Origin of the sequence: Rhizobium sp. Rhizsp42 (assembly GCF_047304155.1) — a bacterium.
Classification (GTDB): domain Bacteria; phylum Pseudomonadota; class Alphaproteobacteria; order Rhizobiales; family Rhizobiaceae; genus Rhizobium.
In genome coordinates, this window is record NZ_JBGLYS010000008.1 from 120237 (window position 1) to 140361 (window position 20125).

Annotated in this window: 19 protein-coding genes; 5 read left to right on the plus strand and 14 right to left on the minus strand. The window is 63.0% G+C overall.

Going from position 1 to position 20125, the window contains the following annotated elements:
• Window positions 1-90: 90 nt before the first annotated feature.
• Complete coding sequence (locus tag ACCD05_RS10730; RefSeq protein ID WP_413392538.1) at window positions 91-954, plus strand: DMT family transporter; 864 nt, start codon at window positions 91-93, stop codon at window positions 952-954.
• Between the two features lie 96 nt (window positions 955-1050).
• Entirely contained in the window at window positions 1051-1194 is a 144-nt protein-coding gene (locus tag ACCD05_RS10735) for a hypothetical protein (protein ID WP_181459210.1), read from the plus strand.
• 98 nt (window positions 1195-1292) lie between these two features.
• On the opposite strand, the gene pgi is transcribed toward ACCD05_RS10735, so the two are convergent.
• Entirely contained in the window at window positions 1293-2918 is a 1626-nt protein-coding gene (gene pgi, locus ACCD05_RS10740) for a glucose-6-phosphate isomerase (RefSeq protein WP_413392540.1), read from the minus strand.
• 420 nt (window positions 2919-3338) lie between these two features.
• Entirely contained in the window at window positions 3339-5039 is a 1701-nt protein-coding gene (locus ACCD05_RS10745; protein WP_413392542.1) for a long-chain fatty acid--CoA ligase, read from the minus strand.
• On the opposite strand from ACCD05_RS10745, the gene ACCD05_RS10750 reads away from it, so the two are divergent.
• Complete coding sequence (locus tag ACCD05_RS10750; protein WP_413392544.1) at window positions 5029-5271, plus strand: hypothetical protein; 243 nt, start codon at window positions 5029-5031, stop codon at window positions 5269-5271. The genes ACCD05_RS10745 and ACCD05_RS10750 overlap by 11 nt on opposite strands.
• A gap of 39 nt (window positions 5272-5310) precedes the next feature.
• Complete coding sequence (locus ACCD05_RS10755) at window positions 5311-5703, plus strand: PRC-barrel domain-containing protein (protein WP_018898279.1); 393 nt, start codon at window positions 5311-5313, stop codon at window positions 5701-5703.
• Between the two features lie 111 nt (window positions 5704-5814).
• On the opposite strand, the gene ACCD05_RS10760 is transcribed toward ACCD05_RS10755, so the two are convergent.
• From ACCD05_RS10760 to ACCD05_RS10785, 6 genes are all read right to left on the minus strand, one after another.
• Window positions 5815-8268 carry a glycoside hydrolase family 2 protein gene (locus ACCD05_RS10760; RefSeq protein ID WP_413392547.1) on the minus strand — a complete coding sequence of 818 codons (2454 nt, stop codon included), beginning with the start codon at window positions 8266-8268 and terminating at the stop codon, window positions 5815-5817.
• Between the two features lie 9 nt (window positions 8269-8277).
• Window positions 8278-8673: a VOC family protein gene (locus tag ACCD05_RS10765; RefSeq protein ID WP_413392549.1), complete on the minus strand. Its 396-nt coding sequence runs from the start codon at window positions 8671-8673 to the stop codon at window positions 8278-8280.
• A gap of 45 nt (window positions 8674-8718) precedes the next feature.
• Window positions 8719-9468, minus strand: a complete 750-nt coding sequence (locus tag ACCD05_RS10770; protein ID WP_413392551.1) for an ABC transporter permease — start codon at window positions 9466-9468, stop codon at window positions 8719-8721.
• Window positions 9465-10409, minus strand: coding sequence for an ABC transporter ATP-binding protein (locus ACCD05_RS10775; protein ID WP_413392553.1), 945 nt, complete (start codon window positions 10407-10409; stop codon window positions 9465-9467). The genes ACCD05_RS10770 and ACCD05_RS10775 overlap by 4 nt, the downstream gene beginning before the upstream one ends.
• Window positions 10406-11572, minus strand: a complete 1167-nt coding sequence (locus ACCD05_RS10780; protein ID WP_413392555.1) for an ABC transporter permease — start codon at window positions 11570-11572, stop codon at window positions 10406-10408. Before ACCD05_RS10780 ends, ACCD05_RS10775 begins: the two co-directional genes overlap by 4 nt.
• A gap of 64 nt (window positions 11573-11636) precedes the next feature.
• On the minus strand, window positions 11637-12545 hold the full coding sequence (locus tag ACCD05_RS10785; protein WP_413392557.1) for an ABC transporter substrate-binding protein: 909 nt from the start codon (window positions 12543-12545) through the stop codon (window positions 11637-11639).
• Window positions 12546-12831: 286 nt separating this feature from the next.
• Here ACCD05_RS10785 and ACCD05_RS10790 point away from each other — a divergent pair, with 286 nt between their 5' ends.
• A complete protein-coding gene (locus ACCD05_RS10790; protein ID WP_111561925.1) occupies window positions 12832-13554 on the plus strand; it encodes a copper homeostasis protein CutC in 723 nt (240 codons plus the stop codon).
• Here ACCD05_RS10790 and ACCD05_RS10795 read toward each other — a convergent pair.
• The 6 genes from ACCD05_RS10795 to ACCD05_RS10820 all read right to left on the minus strand — a co-directional run bounded on the left by ACCD05_RS10795 (window position 13551) and on the right by ACCD05_RS10820 (window position 20109).
• Complete coding sequence (locus ACCD05_RS10795; RefSeq protein WP_413392559.1) at window positions 13551-14567, minus strand: zinc-binding alcohol dehydrogenase family protein; 1017 nt, start codon at window positions 14565-14567, stop codon at window positions 13551-13553. The genes ACCD05_RS10790 and ACCD05_RS10795 overlap by 4 nt on opposite strands.
• Window positions 14568-14627: 60 nt before the next feature.
• Window positions 14628-15602 (minus strand): ABC transporter permease, encoded by a 975-nt coding sequence (locus ACCD05_RS10800; RefSeq protein ID WP_047507192.1) that lies wholly within the window; start codon window positions 15600-15602, stop codon window positions 14628-14630.
• Window positions 15603-15624: 22 nt separating this feature from the next.
• Window positions 15625-17175, minus strand: a complete 1551-nt coding sequence (locus ACCD05_RS10805) for a sugar ABC transporter ATP-binding protein (protein ID WP_413392561.1) — start codon at window positions 17173-17175, stop codon at window positions 15625-15627.
• Window positions 17176-17294: 119 nt separating this feature from the next.
• On the minus strand, window positions 17295-18281 hold the full coding sequence (locus tag ACCD05_RS10810) for an ABC transporter substrate-binding protein (RefSeq protein ID WP_047507194.1): 987 nt from the start codon (window positions 18279-18281) through the stop codon (window positions 17295-17297).
• A gap of 350 nt (window positions 18282-18631) precedes the next feature.
• Window positions 18632-19078, minus strand: a complete 447-nt coding sequence (locus ACCD05_RS10815) for an RbsD/FucU domain-containing protein (protein WP_113196549.1) — start codon at window positions 19076-19078, stop codon at window positions 18632-18634.
• Window positions 19079-19089: 11 nt separating this feature from the next.
• Window positions 19090-20109, minus strand: a complete 1020-nt coding sequence (locus tag ACCD05_RS10820) for an aldo/keto reductase (RefSeq protein ID WP_413392564.1) — start codon at window positions 20107-20109, stop codon at window positions 19090-19092.
• Between the last annotated feature and the right edge of the window lie 16 nt (window positions 20110-20125).

Here is a 20125-nt window from a genome sequence, read left to right on the forward strand (position 1 = left end):
AACAGTTTGGCGAAACCGTACCATACCGTAGCTGGCATGGCCACGCCGCAAGGGATCATAAGATGGCTATTGATCGTGAAGGAGTGTGCCATGGACCGCACGGCGGCCGGTTGGTTGAATGGTTTTATCGGTGTTCTGATCTTCAGCGGCTCGCTGCCCGCGACGCGCATGGCGGTGATGGGGTTCGATCCCGTCTTCCTGACCGTCGCCCGCGCGGCGATCGCCGGGCTGATCGCGCTGGCGCTGCTCGTGCTGTTTCGCGAAAAGCGGCCGGCGGCGAGCGATCTTCTGTCGCTTGTTATCGTCGCCTTCGGCGTCGTCATCGGCTTCCCATTGCTGACGGCGCTGGCGCTCACCCACATCACCTCGGCGCACTCCATCGTCTTCATCGGCCTGCTGCCGCTTTCGACCGCGATCTTCGGTGTCATCAGGGGCGGGGAACGTCCGCAACCGGCCTTCTGGATCTTCTCCTGCCTCGGCAGCGCGCTGGTCGCAGGCTTCGCCCTGTCGCAGGGCGTGACCGCAGCCCCGCTCGGTGATCTCCTGATGCTCGCCGCCATCATCGCCTGTGGGCTGGGTTATGCCGAGGGCGCCAAGCTGTCGCGCAGGCTCGGCGGCTGGCAGGTCATCTCCTGGGCGCTGGTTATCTCGCTGCCCGTCATGCTCGCCCTTGCGCTCTTCAATCTGCCGCCGTCCTTTGCTGCGATCGAGACGCCGGCCTGGGCGGGCCTCGTCTATGTCTCGCTGTTCAGCATGCTGATCGGCTTCTTCTTCTGGTATCGCGGCCTGGCGCAGGGCGGCATTGCCGGTGTCGGCCAGCTTCAGCTGCTGCAGCCCTTCTTCGGCCTGCTCCTGGCGGCAACGCTGCTGCATGAGCAGGTGAGCCCGCTCATGCTCGTCGTCACCATCGCCATCGTCGGCTGCGTCGCCGGCGCCAAGAAGTTCGCCCGGTAGGCACTGGCAGGCGAGATTGCGTTTGCATTTTGCCGTGTAAGCGCGCCTGCTGATTGGCGTCACATCGCTCGATGTGGCTCAACCAGGGAGCTTGAAATGGCAAAGGGTCAACTCCGCGGCACGCGTGAAGCGCGCAAGCCGAAGAAAGACAAGTCCGCTCCGGCAGTCGCCTCGCAGCCGGGCTCGCAGGTCAAGCAGGCCGCGAGCACCGTACCATCAGGCAAGGGCGCCAGGCCCTGACCGCCACCGAGGCGTGGTCCTGAGGGCAGTCATCTCAGCCAAATAGAAAACGCTCCCGCGGCAGTCGCCACGGGAGCGTCGGTAGAACGTTGCGTTCGTTACTTCGCGAGCTTCGCCAGTTCGGCAACAAGGCCCTGCGTCGACGAATCGTGGCCGGCGGCGCTTTCCTTGCCTTCGATGACGGGCAGCAGGCCGGTCGCCAGTTCCTTGCCGAGCTCCACGCCCCACTGGTCGAAGGAGTTGATGCGGAACAGCACGCCTTCGACGAAGACGCGGTGCTCATAGAGCGCGACGAGGCGGCCGAAGGCGAACGGCGTCAGCTTGTCATAGACGAAGGTGATCGACGGGCGGTTGCCGGTGAAGACGCGGTGCGGCGCGATGAAATCGGCCTGCTTGTCGTCCATACCCTTGTCGGTCAGCTGCTTCTTGGCTTCCTCGAAGGTGCGGCCCTTCATCAGCGCTTCCGACTGCGCGATGCAGTTTGCCATCAGGAGCTGGTGCTGGTGGCGCAGCTCCGGCTCGAAGCCGTTGGCGGCGATCATGAACTCGGCGGGGATCACGCTCGTGCCTTGGTGGATCAGCTGGTAGAAGGCATGCTGGCCGTTGGTGCCGGGCTCGCCCCAGACAACAGGACCGGAATTGCCTTCGACCGGCGTGCCGTCGATGGTGACGCCCTTGCCGTTCGATTCCATGTCGAGCTGCTGCAGATAGGCAGGGAAGCGCGACAGGCGCTGGTCGTAGGGCAGGATCGCGCGCGTGGCGTAGCCTAGAACGTTGCGATTGTAGAAGCCGATCAGGCCGAGCAGGATCGGCAGGTTCTTGGCAATCGGCGCCGTGCGGAAGTGGTTGTCGACCGAGTGCGCGCCATCGAGGAACTTGCCGAAGTTCTCAGGACCAACGGCGATCATCAGCGGCAGGCCGATGGCCGACCAGATCGAGTAGCGACCGCCGACCCAATCCCAGAAGCCGAACACGCGTTCGCTCTCGATGCCGAAGGCGGCAACCTTGTCGAGCGCCGTCGAAACGGCTGCGAAGTGATGCTGGACGGCTGCTTCGCCGAGCGCATCGGCGACGAACTTGCGCGCCGTCTGGGCGTTCGTCATCGTCTCGATGGTGGTGAAGGTCTTGGAGGCGACGATGAAGAGCGTCGTTTCCGGCTGCACCAGCTTCAGGATGTCGGCGATGTGCGCGCCGTCGATGTTGGAAACGAAGTGCGCGCGCGGGCCGTCATGGAAAGGTGCCAGCGCCAGCGTCGCCATCACGGGGCCGAGGTCGGAGCCGCCGATGCCGATGTTGATGACGTCGGTGATCTTCTTGCCGGTCGCACCCTTCAGCGCGCCCGAGCGAATGCCGTCGGCGAACTTGCCCATGGCGGCGAGCACGCCGTTGACGTCAGGCATCACGTCCTTGCCGTCGACGATTACAGGGGTGTTCGAACGGTTGCGAAGGGCTGTGTGCAGCACGGCGCGGTTTTCGGTGAAGTTGATCGCCTTGCCCGAGAACATCTCGTCGCGCTTGGCCTCGACACCTCCGGTTTCGGCGAGCTTGACCAGAAGGGCCAGCACTTCGTCGTTCACGGCGGTCTTCGAGAAATCCATCAGGAGGTCGTCGAGCGAGGCGGTGAAGCGCGAAAAGCGTTTCGGATCGGCCGCGAAGGCAGCACGGATATCGGTGGCCTTGGTGGCAGCCGCGGTGCTTTTCAGTTGGTCGACGATGGCATTCATGGGAGGCTCCTTTGCAGGGCGTGAGGGTCGCGGAAACTATTCGCTTTACCGGGTGCAAATCAAGTTATGTCTGAAACTATTCATAAAAAGGGTGCGCACGTCGCGCTTGATGCGCCAGCGCAGTCGGGCTATATTGGAGAGGTTGCAGGCGGAGCTGTAACTCCACCTGCTGCGCTTACTTAGGTATGGAATGCGACCCGGACGCTGATTGACCAGCTTGTCCGGGTTCTCCTTACCGTAAGCGTGATGCTAAGCGGTCGAAACCACATATCATCACCTCCCGTTCTGATGGCAAGGCTCTTGCCGAAGTCGGCGCGGCCCATCCTCGCCGATAGGCCGCATTGCCGCGACCTGTGCTGCTTCTGCCTCAAAACACGGCGATAGCAGCACAGTTCTGGGTTGTGCTCAATTGCGAAAATATTACGCGCGCAGATCCTTGCGCAGGATCTTGCCGACCGGCGATTTCGGCAGCTCGGTGCGGAACTCGATGAAGCGCGGCCGCTTGTAGTTGGTGAGGTTGGCCACGCAGTGCGCCTTAACATCGGCCTCGGTCAGAGCAGGATCCTTGCGCACCACGAAGAGCTTCACCGCCTCGCCGGAATGCCCATCGGCCACGCCGACGGCTGCCGCCTCCAGGATGCCCGGGTGCATCGCCGCCACTTCCTCGATCTCGTTCGGGTAGACGTTGAAGCCCGAGACCAGGATCATGTCCTTCTTGCGGTCGACGATCTTGGTGTAGCCGCGGGCATCCATGAAGCCCATGTCGCCGGTGCGGAAATAGCCGTCGGGGGTCATGGCGCGCGCCGTCTCATCCGGCTTGTTCCAGTATCCGGCCATCACCTGCGGCCCGCGAATGCAGATCTCGCCAACCTCGCCGAGCGGCAGCGACGCGCCGTCCTCGTTGCGGATATCGAGATCGGTGGACGAGATCGGCAGGCCGATCGCGCCGGTGAATTCGGGCGAATCGAAGCGGTTGGCGGTGGCGACGGGCGAGGTCTCGGAAAGCCCGTATCCCTCGGTAATATGGTTTCCGGTAATCGTCAGCCAGCGCTCCGCCACCGGCCGCTGCACGGCCATGCCGCCGCCCAGCGAAATCACCAGCGAGGAGAAATCGACCTTGGCGAATTCAGGGTTGTTCATCAGCGCGTTAAACAGCGTGTTGAGCCCGGGGAAGACGTGGACGTTGGATTTCGAGAACTCGCGCACCAGGGCAGGGATGTCGCGCGGGTTGGCAACGAGGATGTTATGCGCGCCGAGCGACATGCCCATCAGCGAGTTCACCGTCAGCGCGAAGATATGGTAGAGCGGCAGCGCGCAGAGGAAGTTCAGCACATCCGGCCGCTGGCGCTTCTCGAAGGCGGATTTCAGCCAGAGTTCCAGCTGCAGCTTGTTCGACAAGAGGTTCTTGTGCGTCAGCACCGCACCCTTGGCGATGCCAGTCGTGCCGCCGGTATATTGCAGGAAGGCGATGTCGCTGCCGACAAGACCCGATGGCTTCAGCGCCGCGCCGTCACCCTCACCAAGCACCTGCTTGAAGGTCTTGTGTCGCGGGATCGACCACGCGGGAACGAGCTTCTTCACCTTGCGCACGAGGAGATTGACAATCAGCCCCTTGGCGCCCAGCATTTCGCCGAGCGAGGTCACCACCACATGGCGCACATCAGTATGGCCGAGCACCTGCTGGACGGTGTGGGCGAAGTTTTCCAGAACGAAGATCGCCTTGGCGCCGGCATCGCGCAGCTGATGCTCCAGTTCGCGTGGCGTATAGAGCGGGTTGACGTTCACCACCACGAGCCCGGCGCGCAGGATGCCATAGACGGCGATCGGGTTCTGCAGCACGTTCGGCATCATCACCGCGACACGATCGCCCTTTTGCAGGCCGATCGCCTGCAGCCATGCGGCGATCTTGCGCGTCTGGCTTTCCAGCTGGCGGTAGGTGAGCGTCTTGCCCATGCTGGAAAAGGCGATGCGGTCGGCATAGCGCGCGCAGGATTTCTCAAGCAGCTCCGCCAGTGATTCGTATTCCAGCGCCGGAAGCTCGGCCGGTACGATCGCCGGATAGGTGGCAAGCCACGGCTTGTCGGGCCTTTCACCGCCAGGATGGGCGGAAATGCTGTTCATCGTGTCTCTCTCCCTGTCGCTGCCGGCGGGGCGCCCGTCGAAACTATTGGATGATCCTCCATCCTCCAATACGGCAGCTTATGTCATTGCTCGAATGGTTCAAGCAGCATCAGGCTACAATAACCTTGACGTAAACGTCAATATTGTAGCGCCCGCCAAAATTGCGGATCGAATTCGGGAACAACGGGCATCGGGCGACGTTTTCAATTCATACGCCAGGCACGAGGAGTAGAGGCCAGGCACGAGGAACCAACCGAAAGGGAGTAGAGACATGCTGCAACAGGACAACGACAAGACCCTCCGTGACCCGAACGTCAAGGACACGCACTCGCTGATCGCCAGCGACCGTGTGGAAGGCACCCGCGTCTACGGCGCCGATGGCAAGCACATCGGCTCGATCGAGCGCCTGATCCTCGGCAAGAGGGATGGCCGTGTTGCCTATGCCGTGCTGAGCTTCGGCGGCTTCATGGGCATTGGCCACGATCACTACCCTCTGCCCTGGGATAAGCTGTCCTACGACACGCAGCTGGATGGCTACCGCATTGATCTGACCAAGGAACAGATCGAAGGCGCGCCAAGCTACGCGGATGATGACGACACCTGGTACAACGACAACGGCCGCCGGGTCTACGATTACTACGGCGTGCCGCCCTACTGGATGTAAGTCTCCCGCGAGGCCGCAACGGAAGGGTCCCGCCGCGTGCGGGACCCACCGACGGCCACAAAAACCTCCGGCGAAAGTCGGAGGTTTTTGCATGAGTGCATTGGCCTTAGCTCAACCCGCGGACACGAGATCGTTGGCCGAGCGCAGAACCGTCCCCACCACGATATCAGCCACACCGATCTTCGCCTGCGTCTCCAACTCGAACACATGCGTCTCGCCCGGCAAAAGCGTGATCAGCATCGTATCCACCACCGCATCCGGATCGAGACGATCAGCCATCAGGCAGAGATCCTTCAGCAGGCTCTCGGCGGTCACCGCAACCGCGTAACCGCTCTCCCGTTTGCTGACCTCGATCCTCATCTCCGGCTTCGGCAGCTTAAGCTCGATATCCTCGACAAAGTAGTGGAACGCCCGCCGGTCCAACATGTCGACGACGATCACTTCATTGCTCGGGTCGTCGGCGGTCGCGATATCCTCGGGCAGCGTGAATGCCTTCGCCTCAAACCGGTCGCAAAGCAGCCGCCAGAATTCGAACTCGGCAAGCACGGTCCCATCAAGCCGCAGCCGCTTGCCCGAAATCTTCGCCCGCCAAAACAGCGTCCGCTCGTTGACGGCAACGGCCGCGAGCCCGCCTTCGCGCGGCTGGATCGTCAGAAGCCGGGGATCGAAAGCCTGTCGCATCGCATACCACAGAGGCTTGCGCCGCCCGGCCGAATCCAGCGCCGCCCAGGAGGTCACCGGCCAGCAATCGTTGAACTGCCAGACGACCGCGCCCCTGCAGATATCGCGGTGCGAGCGCATGTGCTCGACCGCGAAGCGGATGGCGCGGGCCTGGTTCAGCTGCGTGGCGAAATGCCAGTCGTTCATCGTTTGCGGCTCGGGCAGATGGCCGATGAGCCCACGGATCAGCTTGTCATTGCCCTGCGTCGCCTTCTGGTGGTGGAAGACGCCGTTGGAGATCGGCGTCAGCGGCGCGTCGTGCACGCTTTCTTCCAGCGTCGCCCAGTTGGGCGGCGCCTGCCAGCCGAATTCGGAGCAGAAGCGCGGGATGTAGTTGCGGTAGACCTCGTAGCCCACGTCGTTCCACACATCCCATATGTGCTTGCATCCATGCGCATCCGCATTCGGCTCGATCTCCATCGTGCCGGAATAGGGACTGCCGGGATAGTAGGGGCGGTCGGAATCGAGCTCGGCGCAAAGCCTAGGCAGGATATCGAGATAGTAGCCGAGCCCCCAGCTCTCACCTTCCTTGATGATCGGCCGCCAGCCCCACTCGTCGAAGCCCCAGATATTCTCGTTGTTGCCGTTCCAGACGATCAGTGAGGGATGCGGCATCAGCCGCGCGACGTTGTCGCGCACCTCCGCCTCGACCTCACCACGGAGCGGCTCTTCCTCGGGGTAGGAGGCGCAGGCAAACAGGAAATCCTGCCACACCAGCATGCCCACGCGGTCGCACTCCTCGTAAAACTCATCCCGCTCGAAGATGCCGCCGCCCCATACCCGCAATAGGTTGATGTTGGCGGCCTTCGCTTCGTCGATCCGCGAGGCGTAGCGCTCGGCGGTGACCCGCGAGGGGAAGCAATCGTCGGGGATCCAGTTGGCGCCGCAGAGAAACAGCGCCACGTCGTTGATCACGAAGGTGAAGGCCGAGCCATGCTCGTCCAGGGACGTATCGAGCCGCACCGAACGGAAGCCGATCTGCTTGGCGTATTCGTCGAGCAGTTCATCGCTCTCGCCGTCCCGCAGCTCGACCCGCAGCGGATAAAGCGGCTGCGCGCCGAGATGATGCGGCCACCAGATCTGCGGGGAGGGAACGCGCACCTGGAAGCTGACCTCGTCGCTCCCGGCCGCGACGATCTCACTATGCGTGACGCCGCCGATGCTGGCCGTGATGCGGCAGGCACCGGCGTCACCTGCGCGCGCGATCTTTGCCCGCACAGTCACCAGCCCGTCTCCACCGGCAAGCGTTGCCGAAACCAGCGTCTCGGCCAGCCGCGCCTTCGCCCAGCGCTCCAGTCGCACCGGCTTCCATATCCCCGCCGTCACCAGCGTCGGGCCCCAGTCCCAGCCGAAATTGCAGGCCATCTTGCGCATCAGGTTGCCGGGGCCGGGATAGTTGTTCGGCCTGTAGCCGTAATGCGCTTCCATCTCGGCGCCATAGGCATAGGCCGAGCGGAAGGTCACGACCAGCTCGTTGCCCTCGGCCTTCAGGCGATCGGAAACGTTGAAGCGATAGGTGCGGTGCATGTTGAACGTCTGGCCGATCTCTTCGCCATTAAGCGAGATCGTCGCCACCGTATCCAGCCCGTCGAAGACAAGCTCCTGCACGAAATCGGCATCGGGCGATGCGCCGAAGCGGCAATGATAGGTCCAGTCCTCGCGACCGATCCAGTCATTGGTGATCTCGTTGACGTCGATATAGGGGTCGGGGATCAACCGGCTCGCCAGAAGGTCCAGATGCACGCATCCGGGCACATGCGCCGGCACTGTTTTCGGCAGATCTGGCTTTCCTGCAACGTTACAGTTGAGGGTCCAGCCGGTATGCAGGTCTGTCTTGGAAATCATCGGGGTCTCTTAGAGATAGCGGCCGTGGCGCTGCAGGACTTCGATCTTGTAGCCGTCGGGATCGGTAATGAAGAAGAACAGGGCGAGCAGCTTACCGTCCCGGTTGAGCTCCGTGAGCTTGCCGGGATTGAGCCCGGCTTCCGTCAGCCGCTTGTGCTCGACGGCGACCTCGTCGACCGACACCGCCAGATGCCCATAGCCGTCGCCGAGGTTATAGGGTTCGACGCGGCCCTTGTTGACAGTCAGTTCCAGCTCGAAGCCGGTCTCGTTGTTGCTGAGATAGATCAGCGTGAAGGTGTCGAAATCAATGCGGTCGGCGACCTCGAGCCCGAAGACCTTGCCGTAGAATTCGACCGAGCGCGCTTCGTCGAGAACGCGGATCATCGAGTGAATCATCTTGGCCAAGGCTGCCTCCATCGTGCGTATCAGGCCGCTTTGGTAGCTGCTGCCTTAGGCGGTGCGCAAGCCCATTCTTCGCGTCATCGCGCTTTCCACCAATCCCACCGCGTCATAGATCAACAGCGCCATCAGCCCGACGATCAGGCCGCCCTGCAGGATGAAGGCGGTGTTGTCAGATATCAGCCCGGCGATGATCACTTCGCCCAGCCCCTTGGCGGCCACCGTCGAGCCGATGGTCGCCGTTCCGATATTGATCACGGTCGCCACCTTCACGCCCTCGATGATCAGCGGCAGCGCCAGCGGCAGCTCCACCTGGAACAGCCGCTGCGTCGGGTTCATGCCCATGCCGTCGGCGGCATCGAGCACGGCGGGGGAGACCTGGCGCAGGCCGGAGATGGTGTTCTCGAAGATCGGCAGCAGCCCGTAGAGAAACAGCGCCACCAGCGTCGGCCCGGCACCAAAGCCCATGGCCGGCACTGCCAGCGCCAGCACCGCGACCGGCGGAAAGGTTTGCCCCGCATTGGCGATGGCGCGCGACAGCGGCAGGAAATCGGCGCCGCTCCGCCGCGTCACGAAGACGCCACCCACAATGGCGACCACGGCGCTCCCGACAATCGAGATCAGCACCAGCTGCAGATGCCCGAGCGCCAGAAGCGGCAGGCTGCTTTGCGTGTAGACAGCGGGCGCGTTGTTCTTGGTGAGCGGCGTCAGCAGGAAGGACAGCCACTCCGTCCTGAACAACAGGATCAGGAGCAGCGCCAAGGCCGCGACGCGAAAGAGATTGGCGGTGAGGAGCTTCATTCCTTGCGGCCCAGCTCCAGGAGGTGCGACATCGAGATCGATCCGATCGCCGCCTTCTTCTCGTTCTCGACGGCGGCTTCGTCGATCCCCTGCCAGATCATTTCGGCCAGCGCGTCGCGCAGGCTGAGCGATTGCGGCAGGCCGTGATCGAGCCCGGCCTTGGCCGGCGCCATGCCCGATGTCAGCGGCAGCAGCGACATGCGCTTCAGCGCCCGGTCGGTCGTCCCGGTCAGTTGTTGCACGAACGGGTCGGCGGGCTCGGTGATGATCTTTTCAGGCGTCGAATATTGCAGCAGCCTGCCGCCGCGCATCACCGCGATCCGGTTGCCGAGGTGGAAGGCCTCGTCCATGTCGTGGGTGACGAGAATGATCGTCGTGCCGAACTGCTTCTGGATCGCCAGAAGATCGTCCTGCGCCTTGCCGCGAATGACGGGATCGAGCGCGCCGAAGGGTTCGTCCATGATCAGCACTTCCGGCCCCGCGGCCAGCGCCCGCGCAACGCCGACGCGCTGCTGCTCGCCGCCGGAAAGCTGATGCGGGTATTTCCTGGCGAAGGATTTGGGGTCGAGATTGAAGAGGCCGAGCAGTTCATCGACGCGCGCATCGATCCTGCCACGCTCCCAGCCGAGCAGCTGCGGCACCGTCGCGATGTTCTGCGCTACCGTGCGGTGCGGAAAGAGCCCGTTGCCCTGGATCACGTAGCCGATATTGCGGCGCAGCTCCGTCTCCGGCACATCGGCCACGTTGCGGCCGCCGACGCGGATTTCGCCTGACGTCATCGGCACCAGCCGGTTGATCATCCGGATCAGTGTCGATTTTCCGGACCCAGAGGTTCCGACGATGACGGTGATCTCTCCCTTCTCAACCGTCATAGACACATTGTCGACCACGGTCGTATCGCCGTAGCGCTTGGTGACGTTGCGGATGTCGATCATGCTCATGCGGCAGGTCCCCGTATGCTGTCGGCGACCGCATCGAGAATGACGGCCGAAGAAAAGGCGAAGATGACGGTCGGCACGGCGCCGAGGAGAACGAGGTCCATGGCCGTCTGGCCGAGCCCCTGGAAGATGAAGACGCCGAACCCGCCACCGCCGATCAGCGCCGCCACCGTCACCAGCCCGATCGCCTGCACCAGCACGATGCGAATGCCCGTGAGGATGACGGGCAGCGCCAGCGGCAGGTCGATGCCGGTGAGGATCTGCCGCCGCGTCAGCCCCATGCCGGCGGCGGCATCGCGCACGGCGGGGTCGACACCCTCGAGACCGACGACGGTGTTGGCGACGATCGGCAGCAGCGAATAAAGCACCAGCGCGATCAGCGCGGGTGCCGCGCCGATGCCGCTGATCCCGATCGTCGCCGCTAAGGGAACATGCGCCGCGAGATAGCCGAGCGGCAACATCAGCAGGCCGAAGAGCGCGAGGCTCGGGATCGTCTGGATCAGGCTCAGCCCCTGCAAGAGCGCTGCCCGGAGCTTGGGCACCCAGAAGCAGACAATGCCGAGCGGCAGGCCGATCGCCACAGAGATCGCCAGCGATCCGAAGGCCAGCTCAACATGCGTCCATGCCTCGGCCCAGAACTGGTCGCCGCGATTGGCGAATTCGCGCATGATCGAGAGGCTGTCGAGCAGCCCCGACCATAGAAAGATGCCGAGCAGGCAGGCGTAAGCAGCAAGCGCCGCGACCCGCATCCACGGCTTCAGCCGCACCTTCACCAGCGCATCCGATATGATCAGCGATGTGACCGCGAGCAGCACCCAGAAGCCGCCGCCCGGCGTCATGCGCGCCGCCGTGCTGCCCTCTGGCGTAAAGGACGTCGCCACGAAGCCGATCGCCGCCAGCAATGCCGCCAGACAGAGCGTCGAGATCGCAAGCCGCGCATAGGCGTTTTCGAGGAACAGCACCGCGCAGGCCGAGAAAACGAGGAGCAGGGTGAGGATGATGACGGAGGGCTGGTCCAGAAGCTGCATCAGCAACATCGGCTTGCCCGATGCGATCCGGTTCGCCTTCACATAGATGAATGGCAGCAATGCCGCCGCCGCGACGCCCGCGACGACGAGAACGACGCCGAGCCGGTCCAGTCTGCGGACCGCTAAGGTTTCTTCCATCGATCCATCCCAGCCTGGAAGGAAAACGGCCCCGCATCCATTGCTGGACGCGGAGCTTCGGCGATTACTTCAGGAAGCCTTTTTCCTTCAGGTAGGTCTCGGCGACGCTCTTCGCCGGCTCGCCATCGACCTGGATCTTGCCGTTCAGCTTGCGCAGCTCGTCGGCCGTCAAGCTCTTGAAGATCGGCGCCAGGATCTCTTCGATCTTCGGGTTCGCCTTCAGTACCTCCTCGCGGATGATCGGCGTCGGCGCATAGACCTGCTGCACGCTCTTGTCGTCTTCGAGAACGGTGAGCTCGGCGGCCTCGATCGCGCCATCCGTGCCGTAAACCATCGCGGTATTGGCGCCGTTCGTCTGGTCGGCGGCGGCCTTGATCGTGGCGGCGGTATCACCGCCCGAAAGCACGATTTCCTGTTCCGGCTTCAGCGTGAACCCGTAGGTCGTCTGGAACGCCGGCAGCGCGCCGGCGGTGTTGACGAATTCTGCCGAGGCCACGAGCTTCGCTTCGCCGCCACCGGCGACCCACTTGCCGAAATCGGACATGCTCTTCAGGTTGTTTTTCCCGGCAACGTCGTTGCGCACGGCGATCGCCCATGTGTTGTTGGCGGGCGAGGGCGTCAGCCAGACGATCTTGTTGGCGTCGTAGTCCAGCTTCTTCGCCATGTCGTAGCCCTGCTGGATGTTCTTCCAGGCCGCATCGTCGGGCTTGTTGAAGAAGAAGCCGGCATTGCCTGTGTATTCGGGATAGATGTCGATCTCGCCTGCGGTGATCGCCTTGCGCAACACGGGCGTGGCGCCGAGCGCGATGCGGTCCTTCGTCTTGATGCCGTTGGCGTTCAGCGCCAGCGCGATCACGTTGCCGAGCAGCGTGCCCTCCGTGTCGATCTTAGACGACACCACCACATCCGCGGCCTGCACCGCACCTGCCGTCAGGGCGCAGAGCGATACGGCAAGGGCTATTCTCTTCAGCATGACCATCCCCTTTAATCCTTCAAAGGCGCGGAAAGCCTTGGCGCAAGGCGAACCGCTCGAAACTCCCCGGCGAAGACAGCGGACTGTCGGCGACCGATCCAATGCGTAACTGACATAGTGTGCACGATTGAAAAATCGATGCGATTGCGAAAATACTGTTCACGACACTGTCCAATTGATTGATGGCCGATCGTTTCAGGTCTCAGCTCGCAAATCCGATGCTGCGATGCTAACCGGAAGGAAAGGCTCAGGCTTGGACGATCATGAGATGACGAGGGAGGAAAGCGTGACAATCTTGCTTGAGGTATGCGTGGATAGCCCGCGCGGTCTGGCGGCGGCCATCGAAGGCGGTGCCGATCGTATCGAATTGTGCTCGGCGCTCGAAATTGGCGGGCTCACGCCCGTCGCCGGCATGATGAAAGCGGCAGCTGCCGCCCCCATCCCGGTCTACGCGATGATCCGTCCGCATGCCGGCCCCTTCGTGTTCGACAGCGGCGATGAAGCGGCGATGATGGCGGATATCGATGCCGTCCGCGCCTTCGGCCTCGCCGGCGTGGTCATCGGGGCAAACCTTGCAGACGGCACGCTCGACATGCCGCTGCTTCGCCGGTTGAAGGCACACGCCGCCGGCCTCGGCTCGACGCTGCACCGCGCCTTCGATCTCGTTCCCGATCCCGATGCGGCACTGGAACAGGCCGTCGAGCTTGGCTGCGAGCGTATCCTCACCTCCGGCTGCATCCCCAAGGCCATCGATGGCCTGGAGACATTGGCGCGTCTGTCGAAGAAAGCGGCCGGCCGGATCTCGATCATGCCCGGCAGCGGCGTGCGTCCCGCCAACGCGCCGCAGATCCTGCGTGCCACCGGTGCCCGCGAAATTCACGGCTCCTGCAGCTCGCCCGTAGCAAGCGTCGATCCCCGCGCGGTCGCCTTCGGCTTCGAGGCCGCGTCGCCCAACCGAACGGACGCGTCCATCGTGCGCCAGATGCGCGAGGCGATCGATAGCCTTTAGGAGACCTTGACCACGGCCTTGATCAGGCCGCTCTTCTCATGCGCCCAGCGCGCCAGATCGCGCGGCGCATCGGAGAGCGTCGTGCGGTGGGTGATCAGCCGATCCACCGGCACGAGGCCGTTGGCGATCGAGGCAGCCACGTGCTCGAAGTCGATCCGCGTCGCATTGCGGCTGCCGATGACCATCATTTCGCGCTTGTGAAACTCAGGGTCGGAGAAGCGGATATCGTCCTTGACGACGCTGACCAGAACCAGCGCGCCGCCATGCGCGACGAACTGGAACGCCTTCTCCATCGAGGGGCCATAGCCGGTGGCGTCGAAAACGACGTCGAAGCCATCCCCGCCGGTCTTCGCCTTCACCGCATCAAGCGTCGCATCATTGGCGACGATGCCCGATGTGAAGCCAAAGCGCTCGGCCGCCATTTCCAGCCGCTCGGCACTGGTGTCGAGCAAGGTCACCTCATGGCCGGCGATCCGCGAAAAGATCGCGGCCCCAAGGCCGATCGGGCCGGCGCCGATGACGAGCGCGCGTGAGCCTGCGGGCGAAAGCGAGCGGCGCACGGCATGCGCCCCGATCGCCAGGAATTCCACCGTCGCCGCCGCCTCAAGGCTCAGCCCCTGCGCCGCATAGAGATTGCCCGCCGGAACCGTGATTTCCTCGCAGAATGCCCCATCCGTGTGGACGCCGAGCACCTTGATATCGGTGCAGCAATTCGCCTTGTCCTTGCGGCAGGCGACGCATCGGCCGCAGGAGATATACGGGTTGACGATGACGGGCGTGCCGACCGCGATCTCGACCCCTGCGCCGGTTTCCACCACCGTTGCGGAGATCTCGTGGCCCATCACCCGCGGATATTCGAGAAACGGATGCTTGCCCTCGAAGATATGGTAGTCGGTGCCGCAGATGCCGACATGGCTGACGGCAAGCCGCGCCCAGCCGGCTTCAGGCGTGCCGGGAGAGGGGCGCTCGACGATCTCGAGGACACCCGGTTGTTGGCAAAGCACGGCTTTCATGACGGTTCCTGCATTCGATTGAAAGGAAGCCGGCGATCGGCCGGCTCCCAATATTGGCTTTTAGGAGCTGCGACGGCGGCGCAGCTGATCGAAGTAGACGATCACGATGATCAGCAGGCCGGTGATGATGCGCTGCCAGAACGAGTTGACGTTGAGCAGGTTGGCGCCGTTGTTGATCGTGGCCAGGATGAAGGCGCCGATCAGCGGACCATGCACGGAGCCGACCGCGCCGAACAGCGAGGTGCCGCCGATGACCGACGAGGCGATCGCCTGCAGTTCCCAACCGTCCGCCTGCGTGGCGTTGCCGATGGCGATACGCGAGGCCAGCAGCACGCCGACGAAGGCCGCGAAGGTCGCCGACAGGATGTAGGCCATGTAGATGATGCCGTTGACCCGGACACCCGACAGACGCGCTGCCTCGCGGTTGGAACCGACCGCGAAGAGATAGCGGCCCCAGCGGCTGAGATGCAGGAAGATGTAGGAGGGGATCGCGACCAGCACGACCATCCAGAACAGGCTCGGGACGCCGAGGAAGTCGGCACGGGCGAAGTTCGTGAAGGGCTCGTTGACGATGTTGATCGTCGAGCCGTTGGTGATCAGAAGCCCGATGCCGCGCAGCGACGTCAGCGTCGCCAGCGTGATGATGAAGGGCGGCAGGCCCATCTTGACGATGCCGAAGCCATGAAACACCCCGATGCCGACGCCGATCAGAAGCGTGATCAGGATCGCTGCCCAGACAGGGAAGCCCGCCTGCAGCAGCCAGGCCAGGATAACCGTACAGAAGCCGACGATCGCGCCGACGGAAAGGTCGATGCCGGCGGTGATGATCACGAAGGTCTGGCCAAGCGCCAGGATCGCCGTCATCGCGCCTTGGCGCAGAAGGTTGGAGATATTGAGCGGCGTCCAGAAGCTGGCGGTGACGACGCCGAGCAGGATCCACAGGAAGGCCAGGAGACCGATCAGGGTCAGGCCGAACAGGATGTTGACCTTGCGGCGCGGCGGTGGCGCGGCGATCTCGGTGGGGGTTACGGTCATTTTCTCTCTCCCTCTTGTTCTTTTAGACGCCGATCGCTTCGCTCAGCACTTCTTCATGCGTGGCGGCGTGGAAGTCGTGGCTTGCCACCAGCTGACCGCTGCGGAACACATGCAGCCGGTCCGCCAGTTCGTAGACCTCGGGCAGGTAGGAGGAGATGAGAATGATCCCCGCGCCCTGCTTCAGAAGCTTGGCGAACAGCCGGTAGATTTCCGCCTTGGTGCCGACATCGACGCCGACCGTCGGTTCGTCGAAGATGAAGAGCCGCGCCCCATGGCTCAGCCACTTGCCGATGACGACCTTCTGCTGGTTGCCACCCGACATCGCCGAAACCAGCACGCGCCGGCTCGGCGTCTTGATCGCCAGATCGCGAATCTGCTGGTCGGCGTTCTGCGTCTCCTCGCTGTGGCTGATGACAGGTCCCTTGCTCAGCCGCTTGAAGACCGGCAGGTTGATGTTGAGGCCGATCGGCAGGTTGAGGCAGAGGCCCTGGTCGCGGCGGCTTTCCGGCGCCAGCGCGATCCCGAGCTCCATTGCGGTGCGCTCGTCCTTGATGTTGACCTTCTTGCCCATCCAGTGGACTTCACCGGCCGTGGTCTTCTCGCGGCCGTAGAGCCCGAGCGCGAACTCGCTGCGCCCGGCGCCGATCAGGCCGTATAGGCCAACGATCTGTCCTGCCTTCACCGAAAGCGACACGTTCTCGAAGCCCGGCCCGGACAAGCCGCGGACATCGACGATGGTCTCGCCGATCGCGATCTCTTCCTTGTGATAGATCTGCTCGATCGAGCGGTTGATCATCAGCGCGATCAGCTCGTTCTCGTTGGTCTCGCCGATATCGCGCGTGCCCACATGCGTGCCGTCGCGCAGAACCGAGACGCGATCCGCCAGCTCGAAGACCTCTTCCATGCGGTGGCTGATGTAGACGATCGTCACGCCTTCGTTCTGCAGGCGTCGGATGAGCTTGAAAAGCTGTGCGGATTCCTGGCGCGTCAGATAAGCGGTCGGCTCGTCGAAGATCAGGAACTGCGTGCCGCGCATGGCCGCGCGCGCGGTCGCAACCAGCTGCTGCTGGCCGATCGTGAGATCGCTAAGCGGAACGCCGGCCGGCAGGCCGAAGCCGAGATCGTTGAGAACGGCCTGCGCCATCTTCTCCATCTCGCGCTTGCGCATCAGGCCGAATTGGTTGACCTCGTCGCCGAGGAAAAGATTGGCCGCCACGCTGAGATGCGGGCACAGAACGACTTCCTGGTGCACCGCGTTGATCCCTCGCGCGATCGCCTCGTTGGGCGTTGCAAGCGCGACCGGGTGTCCGCACCAGTGGATTTCGCCGGCCGTACGGGTGATGACGCCGGTCAGAAGCTTGATCAGCGTCGACTTGCCGGCGCCGTTTTCGCCGACGATCGCGTGGATCTCTCCGGCAAGGAAGGTGACGGTTGCCGGCTTCAGCGCCTGCACATATCCGTAATTCTTCTGCAATCCCTTGAGTTCGAGGATCGGGGCACCCGCGGGCACGCGGTTCGCCTCCTTCAGCTTGGCGCTGTCATCGTGGCGATGACTGACCTCTTCCAGGCTCATTTGCGTCTCCTCCTCGCGAATTGCCCATGCCGTCCTTCACCGTCCGCTCCCGTTGAGGAGTTCGGCCGAAGGGAAGAAGGGCCGTGCGGGATCGCTCCCGCACGGCGCTCGTCAGGTCGTTACTTGATCTTCGGGTTCAAGAGAGCGTCGATCTTCGGGTCGCTCATGTTGGCCTTGGTGACGAGGTTGGCGCCGGTATCGACGTTTGCCTCGACCTTCTCGCCCTTGGACACGGCAAGCGCGGTCTTCACACCGTCATAGCCCATGCGATAGGGGTCCTGCACCACGAGGCCAGCAATCGAGCCGTCCTTGAGGAAGCCGACCGTCTTGTCGTCGCTGTCAAACGCGATGACCTTGATCTTGTCGCCGAGCTTGTTTTCGGCGATCGCCTGGCCGACGCCCTGGCCGAGGATGAGGTTCGAGGCGAACACACCCACGAGGTTCGGGTTGGCGGTGATCAGGTCGGTCATCATGTTGAGGCCGGTCGTTGCCTGGCCGTCACCATACTTGTCGGCGATGAGCTTCAGGCCCGGATGCTTGGTCTTCAGCTGATCGAGGAAGCCTTCGCGGCGCTGCTCGAGCGAGCCGACGCCGGGCAGGTTGGTCAGGATGACGACTTCGCCTTCTTCCTTGCCGGTCATTTCCTTGATCGCCGCTGCCAGGCCGTCGGCTGCGATGCGGCCGCCCTGGACGTTATCGGTGGTGAGGAATGACTTGAAGGCCTTCGAATCCGCGCCGGAGTCGATACCGATGATCGGAACGGACTTTGCGGCTTCATCGATCGGCTTGCCGAGCGCCTTGAATTCGGTCGGCGAGATGACGATCGCGGCCGGCTTGCCGGCAACGGCGTTCTCGAGAATGCTGATCTGGCCGTTCACGTCGGACTCGGCCTGTGCGCCGAGCTCCGGCACCTTGACGCCGAGATCCTGGCCTGCTTTGCGGGCGCCGGCCAGCACGATCTGCCAGTAGAAGGACGTGGTGTCCTTGACGATAATCGGAATGGTCACGTCTGCCGCAAAGGACGGCATCGGCACGGCTGTTGCCATGACGGCGGCGCCCGCGAGAGCGGTAAACGCGCGACGCGAAAGAATGGACTTCATGCGCATGTTGGTTCTCCTCCAAGTGCGTTCTTCCTCCAGGAAATCTCTCGCGAACGCGAACAAGAGACTTTTATCGATAAAAAACATTTACGAGTTTGAAGCTAGCCGAGGCCTGCCTTGTTTGCAAGACTGCGCCTGGTAAGCCCTTTGGCTCTTTCCGGACCAGTCCTGCACCCGCTTATCGATCGAGCCGCCGGCGTCAAAACGCCGGCAACTCCCCATTCCCAGTCTCGTTGCCTTTTCCTCCGAGGCCAGACGTCCCTCCAAGACATCCGGCCAAAAAGGCTTCGAGTTCGATTTATGAAACATAGGTTCCGCGTGAATGTCAATACGGAACGTTTATTCCGTTTCTGTCCTTATCCCCAGAATACCTCGTCCGGCAGCACCACGCCTTTCTTCAGGATGATGTTGCCGTAGAGCCGAAACTCGGTGGTTGCGACGATATAGGCGGCCTTGCGCGACCGTTCATAGAAGGCGAAGCGCTCGAGCGTCGAAATGCCGAAATCGCCGGCACGCTTGGAAACGATTGCCTGAAACTCCTTGCAAACTTCGGGCACCGCGGTCGGATCGCCCACCACTTCCATCACCCAGGCCGATTCCGGCACGAATGTATCGAGCGGCATATGCGTCAGGATCGCTTCCGCCATGGTCGTGGCACTGACGCCATCGGCACGGATCATTTCCGGGCCCATCGAGAAGGACGGGAAGTTGGCGTCGGCGATGACGATCTCGTCTCCATGGCCCATGCGCGCGATGGCGCACAAGAGATCGGGGCTGAGGACGGGATGAATTCCTTTAAGCATTCTGTTTTTCCTTAAACGCGAACAGCATCGTCGCCGAGTGGCGGCGCAACGAGAGTGAAGCTATCGAATTCCGGATAGATCGTCTCCGGCAAAATCGGTGAGAAGAGGTCCATGTTGCGCGTCACGCTGGATGCCTTGCCGGTGCCGATCAGCACCGACGACACGAGCGGGTCGCGCAGCGCGAACTGCAGCGCCGGCGCGGCGAGCGATACACCGTTCTTGGCTGCGACCGCTTCCATGCCGCGCACCTTGGCGAGCACCTCTTCGGTCGCCGGCATATAGTCGAAATTCGACCCCGCCACCGCACCGGTCGCGAGAATACCGGAGTTGAAGACACCGCCGACCACAAGCGACGTCCCCTTCTTGCGGCAGAGCGGCAGCAGTTCGGCCTCGGCCGAGCGGTCGAGCAGCGTGTAGCGCCCGGCCATCAGGATGCAGTCGATATCGGCATTGCGCATCACGTCGAGGCAGACGGGCACCTCGTTGACACCAAGCCCGAAGGCCTTGATCGCGCCCGATGTCTTCAGCTCTTCCAGCGCCTTGATGCCTGTGTCGAGGAACTGCTTGAGATAGACGGCGTTCTTCGCCGCGCCATGCGTATAGCCGCCGATATCGTGCACATAAAGGATGTCGATCCGGTTCAGCCCCAGCCGCGCGTAGCTGAATTCGACCGAGCGCATGATGCCGTCATAGGAGTAGTCGTAGTCGGCATCAAACGAGAGCGGATCGACATAAGAGTAGTCGGGAACCGTCCCCGTCGGCACCGGGTGCAGCAGCCGCCCGACCTTGGTGGAGAGCACCCATTCACTTTCCGGCTTGCCGCGCAGGAAATCGCCGACATGGCGCTCGCCGAGCCCCAGGCCATACCAGGGCGCCACGTCGAAATAGCGGATGCCGCTATCCCATGCCGCGTCGAGCGTTTCCATCGCCTGGTCTCGCGGACAGGCGCGGTAGAGGCCGCCAAGGGCTGCGGCGCCGAAGCTCACTTCGGTCACCTCAAGCTCGGTCCGGCCGATCCTCCTCGTCTTCATCATTCCTCCCTGAAGA